Origin of the sequence: Nonomuraea sp. CA-143628 (assembly GCF_050942315.1) — a bacterium.
Classification (GTDB): domain Bacteria; phylum Actinomycetota; class Actinomycetes; order Streptosporangiales; family Streptosporangiaceae; genus Nonomuraea.
In genome coordinates this window covers 3,005,846-3,024,444 of the sequence record NZ_CP192072.1, presented here as the reverse complement: position 1 = coordinate 3,024,444, position 18,599 = coordinate 3,005,846, and the positions used below count along the sequence as shown (strand labels likewise).

Sequence of the window (18,599 nt, the reverse complement as noted above, 5' to 3'; positions counted from 1 at the left end):
GGACCGTCAATATCCCGGATGGAAAGCGTTGTGCGTTTCCCGTCCGGGACAGGGCTCAGGCGACGAGCTGCTTGTCGGCCGCCCGCTGGATCAGGTCCTTGTCGGTGATGACCACCGCGTCGGGGATCGCGTCGGGCAGGTCGTCCTCCAGGAAGCGGACCGGCCGGTAGCGGTAGGCCGCCAGGCCGATCAGCACGGTCACCGCGCCCGCGACGATGGTGAGCAGGGCGATCCCCCTGCCGTGCGGGGCGCCGGCGATCGGGTCGAAGACCCGCTCGACCAGCGGCCCCGCCAACAGGAACCCCACCGGGACCATGGCCCAGCTGAGCATCAGGTTCGTGGCGATGACCCGGCCCTGGAGGTCGAGCCCGACCTTCTGCTGCACGATGGCGAACCAGTGCGCGTTCAGCAGCGCGGTGAACAGCCCGATGAAGAACAGCCCGACCGCGGGCAGCACCGGATGGGGCGCGATTCCGATGACGGCGAAGGAGACGCCCAGGGCCATGAAGCAGCCGAGGATGCCGTACGTGCGGCGGGCCAGTCCCCCGGTCACCGTCATGATCACGCTGCCCACCAGGAGCCCGATGCCGGTCATCGAGAGCGCTATGCCCAGGCCGCGGGTGTCGGTGAGGCTGAGCAGCAGCGGCGTGGACAGGACCTCGACCATGGCGAAGGGGAAGTTCAGGAACGAGGTGAACAGGATGATCGCCAGGAGCCCGTGCCTGCGGGTGATGTAGCGCCAGCCGCCCGTCATCTCCTGCCAGAACGTCTCCTCCCGCTTCTTGAACAGCGTGTTCGGGAAGCGGACCGCCAGGGTCACGGTGACCGCGAAGGCGAAGGTGGACAGGTCGATCACGACGATGCCGTGCAGCCCGATGGCGGCCACGAGCGCGCCGCCCAGCAGCGGCGCCAGTACGGTCCCCGCGGCCTGCCCCAGCTGGGCCAGGCCGCCGGCTCTGCCGTAATAGCGTTTGGGCACCAGCTGGGCCACGGCCGCCATGTACGCGGGCTGGTGGAAGGCCGTCGACACCGCGCCGACGGCGACGATGAGGTAGACGTGCCAGAGCTGGAGCCCGCCCGTCCACAGCAGGGCGGCCAGCGAGGCGGAGGAGACCCCGGCCGCCGAGTCTGCGGTGATCATGACGAGCCGGCGGTTCCAGCGGTCCGCCACCGCTCCGGCGACCGGCGCCAGCACGACGGCCGGCAGCAACGCCATGACCGAGACGATGGCGAACATCGAGATCGACCGCGTCTGCTGATAGACCCACAGGCCCAGGCCGAACGTGGTCAGCCCGGTGCCGATCAGCGACACCAGCTGGCCGAAGGCCACCAGGAAGAACGTCTTCAGGCTGGCCTGCTGGTAGCGCGGCGGCAGCGGCGCCGGTGACCGGTCCCCGCCATCGAGGATCTCGGCCAGCTCGGGCGCCTGGTGCTTCTGGAAGTAGTGCCCGGCCTTGGGGATCACCTCCAGCGACACCTCGTCGGAGAAGGCCTCCCACTCGCGGAAGCGCTCCTCGTACAGCTCGGTGGCGCGGTCGCTCTCGCCGACCACGCAGACCAGCGGCGCGGCCAGCTTCTTGATGGGCGCCTGGTAGAGCTCGGTGTAGTAGTCCTCGCCCTCCTGGGTGTCATGGAGGAAGACGCCCATGATGAAGTCGCGCTCGGCGGGGTCCAGCGCTTCGGTGAAGAAGCCCATGGCCCGCAGGAACTCCAGCGCCTGCCGCTTGGAGGTCCACCGCTCCATCGGGAAGACCTTGCGGAACCAGGCGAAGGTCTTGCCCGGCAGGCGGGGCGCGGGCAGGTGCCCGCCGATGACCACCTTCTCCAGGGCGACGCCTTCCTCCTCCAGCCTGCGGGCCAGCTGGACGGTGAGCGCGCCGCCCATGCAGTGGCCGTACAGGGCGAGGGGGCCGTCGACCTTCTCCTTGATCTCTTTGACGCAGCCCTCGACGAGCTCGTGGAAGGGCAGCACGGGCTCGCCGGGGTTGCCGGTCTCGTGGCCGGGCGGCTGCAGCGCGAGCATGGTGATGCGCTCGGGCAGGGCCGAGGCCAGCGGCTGGTACGTGATCGCGCCGCCGCCCGCGAACGGCACGCAGACCAGGGTCAGCGAGGCGGCGGATCGTGGCGGCGTCAGTTCATGCAATAACCCGATATTTCGGGATGATCCGTCGAGTGTGGCGAAGGTGCGGATGGTGGGGTTCTTGAAGAGGTCCAGCACGGTCGCCTGGATCCCCGAGTCCCGTACGGCGCGCACGGCCTTGAAGGAGTCGCCGCCCAGCGCGAAGAAGTCGTCGTCGATCCCGATTCCCTTCACGCCCAGGATCGCCGACCAGAGCTCGACCAGCTTGACCTCGGCCGGCGTGCGCGGCGCCGCGCCCTCGGCGCGTACCTGGGCGACCGGCTCGGGCAGCGCCTTGCGGTCCACCTTGCCGTTCGGGGTGAGCGGCAGGGCGTCCAGCAGCACGAACGCCGAGGGGATCATGTAGTCCGGCAGCTTGCGCCGCAGGTATTCGCGCCAGTCGTGCTCGGCGTCGGCGGCCAGGTAGGCGGCGATGCTCTTGTCATCGTCCGAGCCCCGCACCACCACCGCCCCCTCGCGGACCGCGGGATGCGCCAGCAGCAGCGACTCGATCTCGCCCAGCTCGATCCGGTAGCCGCGCACCTTCACCTGGCCGTCGGCCCGGCCGAGGAACTCGATCAAGCCGTCAGCCCGGCGGCGGGCCTGGTCACCGGTCCGGTAGAGCCGGCGCCCGTCGCGCCAGGTGATGAAGCGTTCGGCGGTCAGTTCGGGCCGGCCGAGGTAGTCGCGGGCCAGGCCCGCGCCGCCGATGTAGAGCTCGCCGACCACGCCGGTGGGCACCAGTCGCATCGCGGCGTCGAGCAGGTGGATCTGGGTGTTGGCGATCGGGTGGCCGATGGTGATCGGCCCGTCGGTGACCCGGGTGAGGGTGGACCAGATGGTGGTCTCGGTCGGGCCGTACATGTTCCACAGCTCGGCCACCCGGCCGCGCAGGTCGGCGGCCAGGTCGGCGGGCAGCGCCTCGCCACCGCACAGGGCCTTCAGATCCGGCTTGCCCGCCCATCCCGACGACAGCAGCAGCCGCCAGGTCGCCGGGGTGGCCTGCATGACCGTCGCGCCGTCCAGCAGGGCGGCCAGCCGCAGCGGATCGTAGGCCGCCTCGCGGCTCGCGATCACCACGTGGCCGCCGACCGTGAGCGGCAGGAACAGCTCCAGCACCGAGATGTCGAAGGCGGTCGTCGTGACGGCCAGGAGCGTGTCCTGGCCGGTCAGGCCGGGCTCGCGGCTCATGGAGGTGAGGAAGTTGACCACCGAGGAGTGCTGGACGCGCACGCCCTTGGGCCGCCCGGTGGAGCCGGAGGTGTAGAGGACGTAGGAGGGGTTCACCTGGGTAGCAAGAGCGGGCGGCCGTTCCGCGCTCTCCTCAGAGAAGCCGCCGTCGGCCAGGATCAGCTCCCCCTGGAAGCCGGTGTAGCGCCCGGCGAGCTCGCGCTCGGTGACCAGGACACCGATGCCGGAGTGGTCCAGGATGTAGTCCTGACGGTCCTGCGGGTACATCGGGTCGAGCGGCACGTACGCGCCGCCCGCCTTCAGCACGCCGAGCAGGGTGACCAGCATCGTGGCCGAGCGCTCCATCGCGACGCCCACCAGCGTCTCGGGCCTCACCCCCGCCGCGCGCAGCCGCCAGGCGACCTGGTTGGCCTGCCCGTCCAGCTCCCGGTACGTCAGTGAGTCGCCCTCGAAGGTGACGGCCACGGCGTCGGGCGTCCGGTCGGCCTGGGCCTCCACCAGCTCATGGACGCACAGGTCGGGCACCTCGACGTCCTGGCTGTCCAGCTGCTCGGCCAGCTCCTCGCCGGTGAGGAAGTCCAGCTCGGACAGCGTGGTCTCGGGCGCCGCGACGATCGCGGACAGCAGGGCCTCGTAGTGCCGGAGCAGCCGCTGGACGGTGCCGGGGTCATAGAGCGCGGTGTTGTACTCCAGCCTGCACTCCAGCTCCTCGCCTTGCTCGTTGACGTAGAGCACCAGGTCCACCTGGGCGGTGCCGACCTCCACTGCCAGCTCCCCGACGGCCAGCCCGGCCATGTCCAGGTCGCTCTTGGGCAGGTTGAGCAGGTTGAACAGCACCTGGAAGAGCGGGTTGCGCGACAGGTCCCTGGGCGGGTTGAGCTCCTCCACCAGCTGTTCGAACGGCACGTCCTGATGGGCGTAGGCGCCCAGCGCGTATTCGCGTACCTGCGCCAGGAGTTCGGTGTAGCGCAGGCCGCCGTCCATCGTGGCCCGCATGACCAGGGTGTTGATGAAGCAGCCCGCGATGCCTTCGAGCTCGGGGCGGGTGCGACCGGCCACCGGTGAGCCGACGCATATGTCGTCCTGGCCGCTGTAGCGGTACAGCAGCGTGTGGAGCGCGGTCAGCAGGGCCATGTAGAGCGTGGCGCCGCGCTCCTGGCTCAGCTTCCGCAGCCCTTGGGCCAGCTCCGCGGGCAGCACGTGGGTGGCGACCGCCCCCTCGAAGGTCTGCATCGGCGGGCGCGGCCGGTCCGTGGGCAGGTCCAGGCTGTGCGGGATGCCGCGCAGCCGCTCCTTCCAGAAGCCGAGATCGGCGACCTGCTCCCGCTGCCGGCGCGCGTAGTCGCGGTATCTGACCCGCGGCTCGGGCAGGGTCTCGCCGTTGTACAGCGCGACCAACTCGCTCCTGAGCAAGGTGATCGACCAGCCGTCCACGACGATGTGGTGGAAGTTGAGCGACAGGACATGGTGATCCGGGGCGAGGCGCAGCAGCCGGACGCGGAACAGGGGCCCGTACGCCAGGTCGAACGGCTCGGTCGCGGCCTCGCTCAGCGCCCGCTCGGCGTCGTCGCAGTCCTCGACCGGCAGCGGCGTCTCCCCCGCGGGCAGCACCACGGGCACCGGCTCGCCGTCGGGGGCGCGGAAGACGGTCCGCAGTGTCTCGTGCCGCCGCACCAGCTCGCGCAGGGCTTCGTGCAGCCGCGCCACGTCCAGCTCGCCCCGCAGGTCCAGCGCCGTGGCCACGGCGTAGGCGGCCGAGCCGTGCACCTGGTCGATGAACCACATGCGCCGCTGGATGAACGAGACGAGCGCGGGCTCCTCGCCGACCGGGATCACCTCACGGGGACTTGCCGAGACGACGACCGGTGTCACCCCAGGTTGGCCCGCCGAGGCAAGGACCTTTCGGTTTTCCGCCGAGGCGACGGCCGGGATCGCTTCGCGGGAGGCCGCCGAGGCGACGAGCGCCCGCTGGCCGCCCAGCGTGGGGTGGTCGAAGACCGCCTCGATGGGCAGGCCGAGGCGCGAGGCGAGCTGGGTGGCCACGAGGGAGTCGCCGCCCAGGCCGAAGAAGTCGTCCTCCGGGCCGGTGGGCGCGATGCCGAGCACGTCCCGCCAGACGGCGGCCACCACGTCGATCTCCTGGACCGCCTCCGCCTCCGCCACCGGCTCCTGGACCGCCTCCGCCACCGGCGCGGCCGCGACCTCGAAGCGCCGGGTGCGCGGCCCGATCCAGTAGCGGCGCCGCTCGAACGGATATGTGGGCAGCGGCACCCGCCTGCCCGATGGTCCGAACGCCGTCCAGTCGACGTCGGCGCCGTGCACCCACAGCCGCCCGACGGCCTCCAGCAGAGCGGTCCGCCCGCTCTCCGGCTCGGCGAGGGCGAAGGGGGCGACCGTCGCCTGGCCACCCTGGCGGCGTACCAGGGTGGTGAGGGTACGGCCCGGCCCGGCCTCCACCACCGCGGCGTCGGCCGCCACGAGGGCGCGGGCGCAGTCGGCGAACCGCACGGTCTCCCGCAGATGGCGCACCCAGTAGGCGGGATCCTTGGTCTCGGCGGCGGAGGCCCAGCCACCGGTGACGTTGGACAGGTACGGCAGCTCGGGCGTGCCCAGCCGCACCGAGGCGACCTCGGCGGCGAAGGCGTCGAGCACCGGATCCAGCATGGCGGAGTGGAAGGCGTGGGAGGTGCGCAGCGTGCGGCAGGCGACATCCTGCCGTTCCAGCCGCCGTTCCAGCTCCGCGATGGCCTGCTCCGGCCCGGCCAGGACGCACATGTCGGGGCTGTTGACCGCCGCCAGTGAGACGTCCGCGCCGAGCAGATCGCCCACCTCGGACTCGGGCAGCGGCACGGCCAGCATCGAGCCGGGCGGCAGCCCCCGCACCAGGCGGCCGCGCGCGGCGACCAGGCGCAGGGCGTCCTCCAGGGTGAAGACCCCGGCCAGGCAGGCGGCGACGTACTCGCCGATGCTGTGCCCGGCCATCATCGCCGGGCGGACGCCGCGCTCGATCAGCGCGCGGGCGAAGGCGTACTCCGTGACGAAGAGCGCGGGCTGGGTGAGCCAGGTCTGGTCGAGGTCGCCGGCCTCGCCGTACAGGACTTCGCGCAGGTCGAGGCCGAGGTACGGCTCAAGGATGCCGGAGCAGGCGTCGACGGTGGCGCGGAAGACCCGCTCCGATCGGTACAGACCCGCGCCCATCCCCCGGCGTTGCGCGCCCTGGCCGGGGAAGACGAAGGCGACCTCACGCGGGCGTGACTCGCCCGTGACGAGTTCGGCCTCCAGCGCCGACCGGCGGTCCTCGGCGATCAGGATGCCGCGGTGCCGCAGCTGACGGCGGCCGTGCCGGAGCGTGGCGGCGACGTCGCCCAGGTCCGTGTTCGGACGCGCGCGCAGGTGGGCACGGAGTCGCGTGGCCGTCTCCCCCAGCGCCGAGCCGCTGGCCGCCGACAGGACGAGCAGGTGCGGGCCGATCGCCTGTGGGGCGGCGGGCCGGGGGACCTGCGCGGGCGCTTCCTCCAGCACGACGTGGGCGTTGGTGCCGCCCATCCCGAAGGCGCTGACGCCCGCCCTGCGCGGCCCCGGCTCCTGCGGCCATTCGGCGCTGGCGGTGGGCACGTAGAAGGGGCTGAAGTCGATGCGCGGGTTGGGCGTCGCGAAGTTGACCGTGGGCGGCAGCGTACGGTGCTTGAGCGCCAGTACGGTCTTGATCAGCCCGGCCATCCCGGCGGCGGCGTCGGCGTGGCCGATGTTGGACTTGATGGAGCCCAGGGCGATCCGCCGATCGCCGGTGAAGACCTGGGAGAGCGCCGCGACCTCGATGGGATCGCCGAGCGCGGTGCCGGTGCCGTGCGCCTCGATGTAGCCGATCGTGCCGGGGTCGACGCCGGCCGAGGCGAGCGCCGCGGTGATGACCTCGGCCTGGCCGTCCACTGCCGGCGCGGTGTAGCCGACCTTCCTGGTGCCGTCGTTGTTGACCGCGGAGCCGCGTACGACGGCGTGGATGGTGTCGCCCGCGGCGATGGCGTCGGCCAGCCGCTTGAGCACGATGACGCCGACGCCGCCGGCGGCGATCGTCCCCCGGGCCTCGGCGTCGAAGGGACGGCAGTGGCCGTCCGGCGACCCGATCCCGCCGCTCTGGTAGACGTAGCCGCGGCGGGTCCAGGCGTTGACCCGCACCGCCCCGGCCAGCGCGATGTCGCAGTCCCCCGCGATCAGGCTCTGCCTGGCCAGGTGGAGCGCGACCAGCGAGGTGGAGCAGGCGGTGTTGACGCTGACGCTCGGCCCGCGCAGGTCGAGCTTGTAGGAGGTGCGGGTGGGCAGGGAGTCCTTGTCGTTGCCGAGCATGACCTGGTAGTCGCCGACCGCTTTGAGCACGTCGGGCGCGGCCAGCAGGTTCTCGATGAGATAGCCGCTCATCGCCGAGCCGGCGAAGACGCCGATCTGCCCCGGGTGGCGGGCGGGGTCGCAGCCCGCGTCCTCCAGCGCCTCCCAGGCGCTCTCCAGGAACAGCCGCTGCTGCGGGTCGAGGATCTCGGCCTCGCGCGGGGTGAACTCGAACAGCGTGGCGTCGAACAGGTCGGTGCCGTCCAGCACCGTACCCGACCTGACGTAGGCGGGGTCCGCCAGCCGGTCGGGGTCCTCGCCGTCGGCGAGCAGCTCCTCGTCGGTGAAGTCCTGGACGGCCTCCACGCCGTCGCGGATCGCCGCCCATAACTCCTCGGGCCCGGTGGCGCCGGGGAAGCGGCAGGCCATGCCGACGATGGCGAGCGCGCCGTCGGCGGCGGGCGCGGTGGTCGAGACCGCCGCCGGTGCCGGGCCATCAGCGCTCAGGTAGGCCGTCAGCGAGGCGATCGTCGGGTACCTGAACAGGTCGGTGACCATCAGGCTGAACCGCTCGCGTAATCGCTCATGCACCTTGAGTACCAGCAGCGAATGGCCGCCCACCTCGAAGAAGTTGGTGTCGGGGCCGAAGGCGTCGGTGCCGAGCGCCTCGCGCCAGGCCCGGGTGACGAGCTGGGAGATCTCGTGGCGCGGCAGCTCCCTCGGCACCTCCCTCGGCGTCTCGTCCCCGCTCATCGCCCCGGCCAGCACCTGCTGGAGGTCGGCGACCAGACCGCGGATCGTGCCGGCGCGGAACAGGTCCGTGTTGTACTCCACGAGCCCGTCCAGCGTCTCGCGGACGCTCACGGTCAGGTCGAACTTGGCCGTGTGCTCGGGGATGTCGACGGAGGTGACCGTCAGGCCGGCCAGCTCCAACCTCGCCGTGACCTCGGGCAGCATGGAGAACATCGTCTGGAACACCGGGGAACGATCCAGGCGGCGCTCCGGGTTGAGCTCCTCCACCAGCCGCTCGAAAGGCATCCTCTGGTGGTCGTGGGCGTCGAGCACCGCTTCCTTGACCCGCTCGACCACCTCGGCGAACGACGGCTCGCCCGACAGGTCGGCGCGGATGGCCAGGGTGTTGGTGAAGAACCCGATCAGGCCCTCGTCCTCGATCCGGTCCCGGTTGGCGATGGGCGTGCCCACCACCAGGTCCAGCCGGCCGGAGCGCCGCGAGAGCACCACCAGGTAGGCCGCGAACAGCGCCATGTACGGCGTGGCGCCCAGGCCGCGGCAGAAGGCCGCGAACTCCTCGCGCGGAAGGTCGAGGGAGAAGGGCAGCTCGGCGCCCGCGTACGTCTGGACGGCCGGCCGCGGCAGGTCCGTCCGTAACTCGGTGAACGGCGGCGCGCCCGCCAGCCGCTCGCGCCAGTAGGCCAGATCCTCGCTGTGGTCCTTCTCCCGCTGCCAGATCGCGTAGTCGGGGTACTGCCGCGACAGCGCAGGCGGCTCCTGGCCGTTGTAGAGCGCGCTCAGCTCCCGGCGCAGCACGTCCAGCGACCACGCGTCGGCGACGATGTGGTGCAGCAGCAGGTGCAGGACGTGCCGCTCCGCGCCCTCGCGTACGAGGTGGGCGCGGATGAGGGGGCCGGTGGTCAGGTCCATCGGCGTGCCGTCTTCGACGTCCGGCAGGTCGACCGTGAGCGAGTCGGCCACGATCTGGTACGGGCCGTCCTGGTCCATGGCGAACGTGGTGCGCAGGCTCTCGTGCCTGGCCACCAGGGCGTTCAGCGCGCGGTGCAGCGCTTCGCGATCGAGCGGGCCCTCGATGCGGAAGGCGAGCGGTATCAGGTAGTGCGCGGCGCCCGGCGCCATCTTGTCCAGATACCAGACACGCAGCTGGGTGAAGGACATCGGCAGCCGATCGGGCCTGGGCCGTTCGGTCTGTTGCCGCTGCTTCGTCTTGCGTAACGCGTCCAGGAGCTGGCGCTGCTGGGGCGACAGGCTCATTGATCACCTTCCATCGAGCGCAGCAGGGCCTCGGCCTCGTCGTCCGAATACGCGGCGACCATCAGATAGAGCTCGGCGGCCGCCTCCACGTCCGGCGACGTGAGCCACGCGCCCAGCTCGGCGACGGTCGGGTGGGCGAAGAGCGTCCGCACGGGCACCCGCACTTCCAGCGCCTCGCGCACGCGCGAGGCGATCTGGGTGGCGTTGAGCGAGTTGCCACCCAGCTCGAACAGGTTGTCGTGCCGCCCGACCTGCCCGCCCAGGACCTCCTGCCAGATGGCCGCGATGGCCTGCTCGACCGGAGTGGCCGGGGGCGTGACGATCCGCGCGCTCCGGCAGGGCTCCGGCAGGGCCTGCCGGTCCACCTTGCCCGCGGGGCTCACCGGTAAGGACTCCAGCGTGACGAATGTGCTCGGCACCATGTATTCGGGCAGCCGTTCGGCCAGGTAAGGGCGTAGCTCGGGGGTGTCGTCGGCGACCACGTAGGCCACCAGGGCGCCGTCCCGGACCATGACGAACGCCTCTCGCACGGCAGGGTGCCCGGCCAGCACCGCGGCGATCTCGCCGGGCTCGACCCGGTAGCCGCGGATCTTGACCTGGTCGTCCGCGCGACCCAGGAACTCGATCTCGCCCGCCTCGTCGCGGCGGGCCAGGTCCCCGGTCCGATAGAGCCTGCGCCCGTCCCGCCAGGTGATGAACCGTTCCCGCGTCAGCTCGGGACGGCCGTAGTAACCCCTGGCCAGGCAGGCGCCGCCGAGGTGCAGCTCACCGGGGACGCCGTCGGGCGCCTCGTGGCCCAGGCGGTTCAGGATCGGTGTCTGGACGCCGGTGACCGGCCTGCCTATGGGCGGCAGCCGCGGCCAGCTCTCCGGAGGGCCGGTGAGCGTGTGGGCGATGTCGATGATCGCGCCCTCGGTGGGGCCGTACTGGTTGTGCAGCGTCATCCACGGCCTGATGAACCGCTCCAGCTGCGGCGTGACCTGGAGCTGCTCGCCCGCGGTGATCACCTCACGCAGCGTGGTGGGCGGCTCGATCCCGGCGCCGGCCAGCGCCTGCAGCGCCACGAAGGGCAGGAAGATCCGCTCCACCCGGGTCCGGGCGATGTGGTCGAGCAGGGCGGCCGAGTCGCTCCGCACCTCGTCGCTGACCATGACCAGTGTCCCGCCGTACGCCCAGGTGCTGAAGATCTCCTGCACCGAGACGTCGAAGCCGAGCGCGGTGAACTGCAGGCTCCGGTACGCCCCGCTGTGCCAGGCCATGAGGTTGGCGACCGGGCGATGCGGCATCGCCACGCCCTTGGGCTGACCGGTCGAGCCCGAGGTGAACAGGATGTAGGCCAGGTCGTCGGGCGTGACGCCGCTGTCCGGCCGGTGTTCCGGCCGGCCGTCGAGGTCGGTGTCGACATGGACGGGCCGCTCGTGCGGCAGTGCGCCGGCCAGCGCCTGGTGCGTCACCAGGACCGGGGTGTCGACCAGGCCGAGCACCTGGGTGAGGCGGCCCTCGGGGTAGGAGGGGTCAAGCGGTACGTACGCGCCGCCGGACTTCAGGATGCCCAGCAGCGCCACGGGCAGGTCGAGCGAGCGCCGTACGTGCAGGGCGACCGGCACCTCCGGGCCCACCCCCAGCTCGCGCAGCAGGTGGGCCAGCTTGTTGGCCCGCCGGTCGAGCTCGTCGTAGGTCAGGGCGGCGCCGTCGAACTCGACGGCGACCGCGCCGGGCGTTCTGTCCGCCTGCTGTTCGAAGAGCCGGTGCAGGCACTGGTCGGGACCGCGACCGGCGGGCTCGTGCCGCCGGGCGAGCAGCGTGGAGATCGGCGCGGCCGGGTCGGCCGTCACCTGCTCCAGGACGCGCAGGTAATGTCCCAGCAGGCGCTCCGCGGTGGCGCGCTCGAACAGGTCGGCGGCGAACTCCAGGCTCATCTCCCGCCCTTCGGCGTAGAGCACCAGGTCGGCCTTGGCACCGCCGTTCTCCACCTCCTCGAGCATCCGGAAGGTCACGCCGTCGCCCCGCTTGACGTCCCGCGACTCCTGCATCGCGAACATCACGTCGAAGGGCGGCCGGCCGTCGGGGCAGAACTCCCGGACGATCTCCTCGAGCGGCACATCCGTAGGCGTGGCCAGGACCGCCGCCCGCACCTGTGCCAGCAGGCGCTCGAAGGAGGGGTCGCCCGCCAGGCCGGTCCTGATCGGCAGCGTCTCCACGAAAAAGCCGATCATGGAGTGCGCGCCCGGTGCCTCCCTAACGGCGAACGGCACGCCCGTCACGAGGTCGTCCTGGCCGCTGTAGCGGTGCAGCAACGCCTGGAAAGCCGCGAACAGCACCATGAACGGGCTGGCCTGAGCGCTCCTGCCCAGCGACTCCACCTCGGCGAGCAGCCCGTCCGGCAGCGTGGCCCGGACCCGGCCGCCGGGCCGGAGCGGCCCCGTCGATCCCGGGAGATCGGCGGGCAGTCCCAGCCGCTCTGGCGCGGACTCCAGGACTTTTCTCCAGTACGGCAGGCCGTCGAGACCCTGCCTGCGCCCGTACGGCACGGTCGGCGCGGGCAGGCTCTCCCCCGTGTAGAGGCGGGCCAGCTCGTCCAGGAAGACCCCGGCCGACCAGCCGTCGAAGGCGATGTGGTGCACGGTCACCAGCAGCCGGTGCCGGTCGTCGGCGAGCCGGAGCAGCAGCGCCCGCAGCACGGGACCGGTCCGCAGGTCGAAGAGGTCACGGGCGGCATGCCGAACCAGCGCGTCCGCGCCACGCGGGGTGGCGTCCACGACCTTCATCGTGATGAGGCCGTCGGCCGGCTCGACGACGATGGGCATCGGCTCGCCGTCGTGCTCTTCGTAACGGGTGCGCAGGGATGGATGCCGGCGCACGATCTCGTTGATCGCCTTCTCCAGGCGGCCGGTGTCGAGGGGGCCGTCCAGGGCGTACAGGATGGGCACGTTGTACTGCGAGCCGGGCGCCACCTGGTCGATGTACCAGAGCCGGCGCTGTGCGGGCGTGAGCCCGCCCTCGGCGGCGGTCACCGACGTCATCCGCGGCAGGCCGTCGATCTCGCGGGCCAGCGCGGCGAGCGTGGGATGTTCGAAGAGCATCCGGGGCTCGACCGCCTTGTTCAGCCTCCCGCAGGCGCGGGCGGCGATGCGCATCGCCAGCAGCGACTGGCCGCCCAGCGCCAGGAAGTCGTCGTCGGCGCCGATCGGCCCGGCGTCGAGGACGTCCTGCCAGATCTCGGCGAGCAACTTCTCGGTAGGGGTGCCGGGCGGCGTGATGGAGCGGCCCTCGCGGACCGGGTCGGGCAGCGCGGCGCGATCCACCTTGCCGTTACGGGTCAGCGGGAGCTCGTCCAGGAAGACCCAGGCGGTGGGGATCATGTAGTCGGGCAGGAACCTGCGCAGGTGGGCGCGCGCCCCCTGCTCGGTCGCCGTGCCCACGAGGTAGGCGACCAGGTTGTGGCCGCGGACGGCGGTGGTGGCGGCCCGGACCCCTTGGCACCGGCCGAGCACGGTCTCGATCTCGCCGAGCTCCACCCGGTTGCCGCGGATCTTGACCTGGTCGTCCGCGCGGGCCAGGAACTCGAACTGGCCGGCCTGGTCACGGCGGCCCAGGTCTCCGGTGCGGTAGAGGAGCCGTCCGTCCTGGTCGTGGACGAAGCGCTCGGCCGTGAGGTCGGGCCGATCGAGGTAGCCCAGGCCGACGCACACGCCGCCGAGGTAGATCTCGCCCTCCTCGACCGGCCGCATCGCCTCGTCCAGCAAGTGGACGGTGACGCCGGGCAGTGGCGTGCCGAGCCCGGGCGGGCGACTCTGGCCGTCGGAGACCGGCACCTCGCCGACGATCGCCATGACGGCGCATTCCGCCGGGCCGTAGACGTTGAACAGCCGGAAGGGCAGCTCGGGCCTCGGATACGTGGTGAGCCGGTCGCCACCGGTGCTCAGCGTCGCCAGCCTGGTCCGCTCCGGCCAGGACAGGCCGAGCAGGCCCTCGGCGATGGGGGTCGGCGCGAAGCAGGTGGTCAGCTCCTCATCCACGATCCAGTCACGCAACGCGGGCAGGGAGAGCCTGGTCCGCTCGCTGGGAATGACGATCGTGGTGCCCGCGGTCAGGTACCGCCAGATCTCCCAGACCGACGCGTCGAAGTTGGGGTTGGTGAGCAGCGGGGCCCGGCCGCCGGTTCCGAAGGTCTCGTGCGACCACCTGACCAGGTTGGTCAGCGCGCGATGGGGGACGAGCGCGCCCTTGGGAGTCCCCGTCGAGCCGGAGGTGTGGATGACGTAGGCGAGATCGCCGGGCTTGATGTCCGGCGGGGGTGACGCGTCCGCCACGCCGGGCGTATCGATCACCGGGATGCCGTCAGGGACCAGAGCTCTCCACTCCGGCGCTGTGACCACGGCCGCGGCTCCCGCCACCATGGTGTGGATCCGCTCGGCGGGCGTGGCGGGGTCGATCGGCGCGAAGGCGAGGCCCGCCTTCATCGCACCGAGCTGGCCCGCGACCAGCCGGATCGAGCGGCCCGCCAGCACGGCCACCCAGGACTGCCCGGTCGTCGTGAGACGAAGCAGCTGAGCGGCGATGCCGTTCGCGAGGCGATCCAACTCTCGGTAGGTGAGGTGTTCCTGACTGTCCGAAACAGCGATCCTGACTGGATCTGTGGACAGCCGGTCTTGGTAAAGCCGCAGAACAGATGCTAAGTGTGGTGCATCCAATGTCATGCCTGCCGATTTTGAGTTTTGTGACTTTCCGGGCACGCCGCGGAACAGGATGACCTGGTCACCAGATTCGTGTCAACCCTCTTTTGGATCATGCGATTGAGGCCGATGCCCACGTCCGTCAAAGTGACTTGGGCGTCCGATGGGTAGGCCGTCAGTGGGCCCGTGTTCACGGCTGGACGGCCGCCGCCCCACCGGTCAGCAGCCGTCTGACCTCCGCCCGGTGACCGGCGAGTTCGAGGAGGGTGTCCCCGACCGCCCGGACGATGGCGGGTCGTGCGCCGGCGCCGCTCCGGAGCGCGCGGGTGGTCGCCTTGAGCAGGCCGGGCAGGGCGAGCGTCTCGCGCGGGTCGCGGATCCGGGAGTAGACGTCGAGGACGCGCCGGACGCCGTCCGGCCGGTCGGTCAGCGCCCGGAGCAGCTCGAACTGTACGTGCGCCAGGCCGTCACCGCGGCCGAGCAGGTTCGTCCAGTGGTAGGTGTCCACGCACTGCGCGTCGCGGGTGCGTTCCCACGCGCGGGTGGCCCGGTCGAGCGCGGCGGGGTCGTCCAGCACGGGCGCGACGCCCTCGCCCAGCAACCGCCCGAACCGGACGGCATCGCGGATGCCCTGGGCTGTGACGGGATCCTTGAAATGTCCCGCATCGCCGGCCAGGACCCAGCCGGGGCCCGCCGAGCGGCGGAAGTACGACGGGTGCTCGGCGGAGCTGACGATCCTCGTGCTCCGGCGGCAACCCGCCAGGCGCGCGGCCAGCCCCGGGATGAGGCCCACGGTCCGATCGAACTCCGCCTCCAGGTCCCCCCGGAAGTCCGCGACGCGCTCGACCGGCGGCATCAGCAGCACCAGCGACAACCCTCCGTCGCAGGGGAAGGCGTTGCCGAGCTCGCGGCCGGTCAGCCACATCGCGGCGGTGGAGCGCCAGTCCGGGTGCGGGTCCTCGTAGTAGGCGTAGTAGCAGGCCCGCCCGTTGGCGTGGGCGATGCGCGGACCCTCGGCACCGACCAGACGCGCGACGGTCGAGCGACGACCGTCCGCGCCGACGACCAGGTCGGCGCGGATCTCGTACTCCCGACCGTCCTGATCGGACCCGCGCGCGCCCCGATCGGACCCGCGCGCGCTTCGGTGGGACCCACGTCCGGTCTGGTCGCGGACGCGCACGCCCACCGCGCGGCCGTCCCGCCAGATGATGCCGGTGACGCGATGCCCGTGCCTGATCTCCGCGCCGGCCTCGCGCGCGGTCTCGGCCAGGGCCGTGTCGAGGGGCGCGCGCCGTACGCACAGGCCGTAGTCGATCCCGTCGATCGGCGTGTAGCAGCCGTCGGCCGCGTGACCGGGGCCGCCGATGAAGGCGCGCGAGAGTCGCGGCGCGCCGATCTTCTCGACCCGTTCCAGCGCGCCGATGCGGGCCAGTTCCGCGACACCCCCGGCGAAGAGCAGGTGGGTGGAGACCGTCGTGGCAGGGAACCGGACCGGATCCACCACGATCACCCGGCGCCCCGCCCTGGCGAGGGCGGTGGCCACGGCCGAGCCCGCACAGCGTGCCCCGGCGATGACGACGTCGGCCTGCTCGGGCATCGGGCCTCCTCGCGGAGTTAACCGACGAAGATGTCGGTTGTAAGGACGGTAAGCGGCCCGAAGTCCGGAGTCAACGGACGGCCGGACGGTAGTGTGCACGGCATGGCGAGCAAGGAGCTGAAGAAGCGCATGCCGGGCTCGGCCCGCCGGGCCCGCATCGTCGAGGCGGCTCTGGAGGTCTTCGCCGGCCGGGGTTACCACGCCACGGCGATGGAGGAGATCGCCATCGCGGCGGGGGTCACGCGGTCGGTCCTGTACGACCATTTCCCGTCCAAGCGGGTGCTGCTGATCACGGTGCTTCAGGAGCAGAACGCCCTGCTCGTCGAGCATGTCGGCACCCGGATCACCGGCTCGGGCTCGCCCGGCCGACGGCTGCGGGCCACGCTGAACGCCTACTTCAGCTTCGCCGAGGCCAACTCCGCAGCGCGCCGCCTGCTGTTCGACCACACCGACGAGGACGATCCCGAGATCAAGGCCGTGCGCTGGGGCATCAGAGAGACCCGCACGCGTTCGGTGGCCGTGATGCTCGGCCGTGACCTGCGCCGTCTCGGCCTCGACCCCGAGACCGAGGCCGCCCAGGCGGTGGTGGAGTTGCTGATCTCGGGCACGGACGGCCTGGCCCAGTGGTGGGCGCGGCACCCCTCGGTGTCACGGGACGAACTCGTGGACGCCGCCATGCTCGTGGTGTGGAACGGGCTGTCGCGACTCCCCGGCACCGACACTCGCTGAGCCTTCACGATCCCGGCACCGACGCGCTCGCTGAGCCTTCACGTTCCCCGGAAGTGACGCTCACGTTCACGTATTGACAGATGTGAGCCACGCGTTCATCGTTCGCCTAACTCAACCAACAGGTGTGTCGGTTAGGCGGGAGGTTCCGTCGTGGGCCAGCAAGAGAACCGGAACAGGATCGGGCGCCGGAGCTTCGTCACGGGCGCGATGGCCGCCGCGACCGGCCCTCTGTGGGGCACCACGGCGGCCAAGGCGGCGGCGCCGTCCCTGGTGCGCGCCGCGGGGAAGAGCGTGGCCATCTTCGGCGCCGGCATGGGCGGGCTGAGCGCCGCGCACGAACTGGCCGAACGCGGATTCCAGGTCACCGTGTACGAGCGCAAGGCCCTGGGCGGCAAGTCCAGGAGCATCCCCGTTCCAGGCACCGGCGCCGGAGGCAGGCAGGACCTGCCCGGCGAGCACGGCTTCCGGTTCTTCCCCGGCTTCTACCAGAACCTGCCCGACACCATGAGCCGCATCCCGTACGGCACCGGCAGCGGCACCGTACGCGACAACCTGGTCCCGGCGAGCCTGGAGGTGATCGCGTACAAGGGGAAGGAGTTACGCGTCCCGGTGCCGGGCAACGTCGGCGGAGTTCTCACCCCCGACGCGATCAGAGACTACTTACGCAGCGCTCTCACGGCCGTCACCACCGTCCCGCTGACGCAGGTCGAGTTCTTCGCCTCCAAGCTCGTCACCTTCGTCACCAGCGGCCCGCGCCGGCGGCTCGGCCAGTGGGAGAACATGGGCTTCGCCGACTTCATCAAGGCGAGCATCATGTCGCAGGAATATCGGGATCTGCTGGTCAGGCTGTTCACCGCGTCGCTGGTCGCGGCCCAGCCGAACAAGGCCAACACCCGCACCATGGGCCTGATGTTCGAGGCGCTGGTCTACAGCGGGCTCGGCCTCGGCCCGTACGGTCCGCCCGACCGGGTGCTCAGCGGTCCGTCCAACGATGTCTGGCTCACCCCCTGGATCGGCTACCTGACCGGCCTCGGCGTGCAGTTCAAGGTCGGCTGGAGCGCCACCGGGTTCGACTACTCCGGCGGCCGGATCACCGGCGCGCGGGTGACCGACCCCAGCGGGGCCGCCGGCACCGTCACCGCCGACCACTTCGTGGCCGCCCTTCCCGTCGAGCGCCTGCGCCCCCTGCTGACCTCCGCCATGAAGACGGCCGACCCCGCCCTGGCCCGGCTCGATCATCTGGAGACGGATTGGATGAACGGGGTCATGATCTACCTCAAGGAGCCCCGTCCGATCGCCAACGGCCACCTCATCTACGCGGGCACGCCGTGGGCGCTCACCTCGATCAGCCAGGCACAGTTCTGGCGCGGGGACTTCGCGACCAGCTACGGGGACGGCACGGTCACCGACTGCCTGTCCCTCGACCTCTCGGACTGGAGCACTCCCGGCGTCCTGTTCGGCAAGACCGCCCGGCAGTGCACCCGGGCGGAGATCGTCCAGGAGGTGCTGGCCCAGGTCCGCTCGGCCCTGCCCGGTGGTGCGGCGCTGCTGCCCGACTCGATCGTACGGTCCTGGTTCGTGGATCCGGCGATCACCGGCGAGGCCACCCCGGCGGTGGCCAACGACGAGCCGCTGCTCATCAACACGCCCGCGTCCTGGACCAACCGCCCCACCGCCACGACGCGGATCCCCAACCTGTTCCTGGCCGCCGACTTCGTCCGCAACAGCATCAACCTCGCCACCATGGAGGGCGGCAACGAGGCCGGACGCATGGCGGCCAACGGGATCCTCGACGCCACCGGTTCCCCGGCGTCCCGGGCCCAGCTGTTCAGCCTCTATCTGCCACGCGAGTTCAAGCTGCTCTACGACACCGACGACGCACGCTACCTGCTCGGTCTGCCGAACCAGTTCGACCTGCTCAGCCCGTACTGGCCGGGACGATAGCGGTCATTTCCCC

At 71.5% G+C, this 18,599-nt stretch carries 5 protein-coding genes; 2 read left to right on the top strand and 3 right to left on the bottom strand.

Annotation, left to right across the window (positions count from 1 at the left end):
* Positions 1-55: 55 nt before the first annotated feature.
* From ACQP2T_RS14185 to ACQP2T_RS14175, 3 genes are all read right to left on the bottom strand, one after another.
* A complete protein-coding gene (locus ACQP2T_RS14185; protein WP_433516613.1) occupies positions 56-9,640 on the bottom strand; it encodes an amino acid adenylation domain-containing protein in 9,585 nt (3,194 codons plus the stop codon).
* Positions 9,637-14,340, bottom strand: a complete 4,704-nt coding sequence (locus tag ACQP2T_RS14180; RefSeq protein WP_433516612.1) for an amino acid adenylation domain-containing protein — start codon at positions 14,338-14,340, stop codon at positions 9,637-9,639. Before ACQP2T_RS14180 ends, ACQP2T_RS14185 begins: the two co-directional genes overlap by 4 nt.
* A gap of 166 nt (positions 14,341-14,506) precedes the next feature.
* Positions 14,507-15,913, bottom strand: a complete 1,407-nt coding sequence (locus ACQP2T_RS14175) for an NAD(P)/FAD-dependent oxidoreductase (protein ID WP_433516611.1) — start codon at positions 15,911-15,913, stop codon at positions 14,507-14,509.
* A 102-nt stretch (positions 15,914-16,015) separates the two neighbouring features.
* Between ACQP2T_RS14175 and ACQP2T_RS14170 the strand changes: the two genes are divergently transcribed.
* Together ACQP2T_RS14170 and ACQP2T_RS14165 are read left to right on the top strand one after the other, a co-directional pair.
* The gene (locus tag ACQP2T_RS14170) at positions 16,016-16,642 is read left to right on the top strand and encodes a TetR/AcrR family transcriptional regulator (RefSeq protein ID WP_433516610.1); all 627 of its coding nucleotides are present in this window, start codon (positions 16,016-16,018) and stop codon (positions 16,640-16,642) included.
* 150 nt (positions 16,643-16,792) lie between these two features.
* Positions 16,793-18,586 carry an FAD-dependent oxidoreductase gene (locus ACQP2T_RS14165; protein WP_433516609.1) on the top strand — a complete coding sequence of 598 codons (1,794 nt, stop codon included), beginning with the start codon at positions 16,793-16,795 and terminating at the stop codon, positions 18,584-18,586.
* Positions 18,587-18,599: the final 13 nt, after the last annotated feature.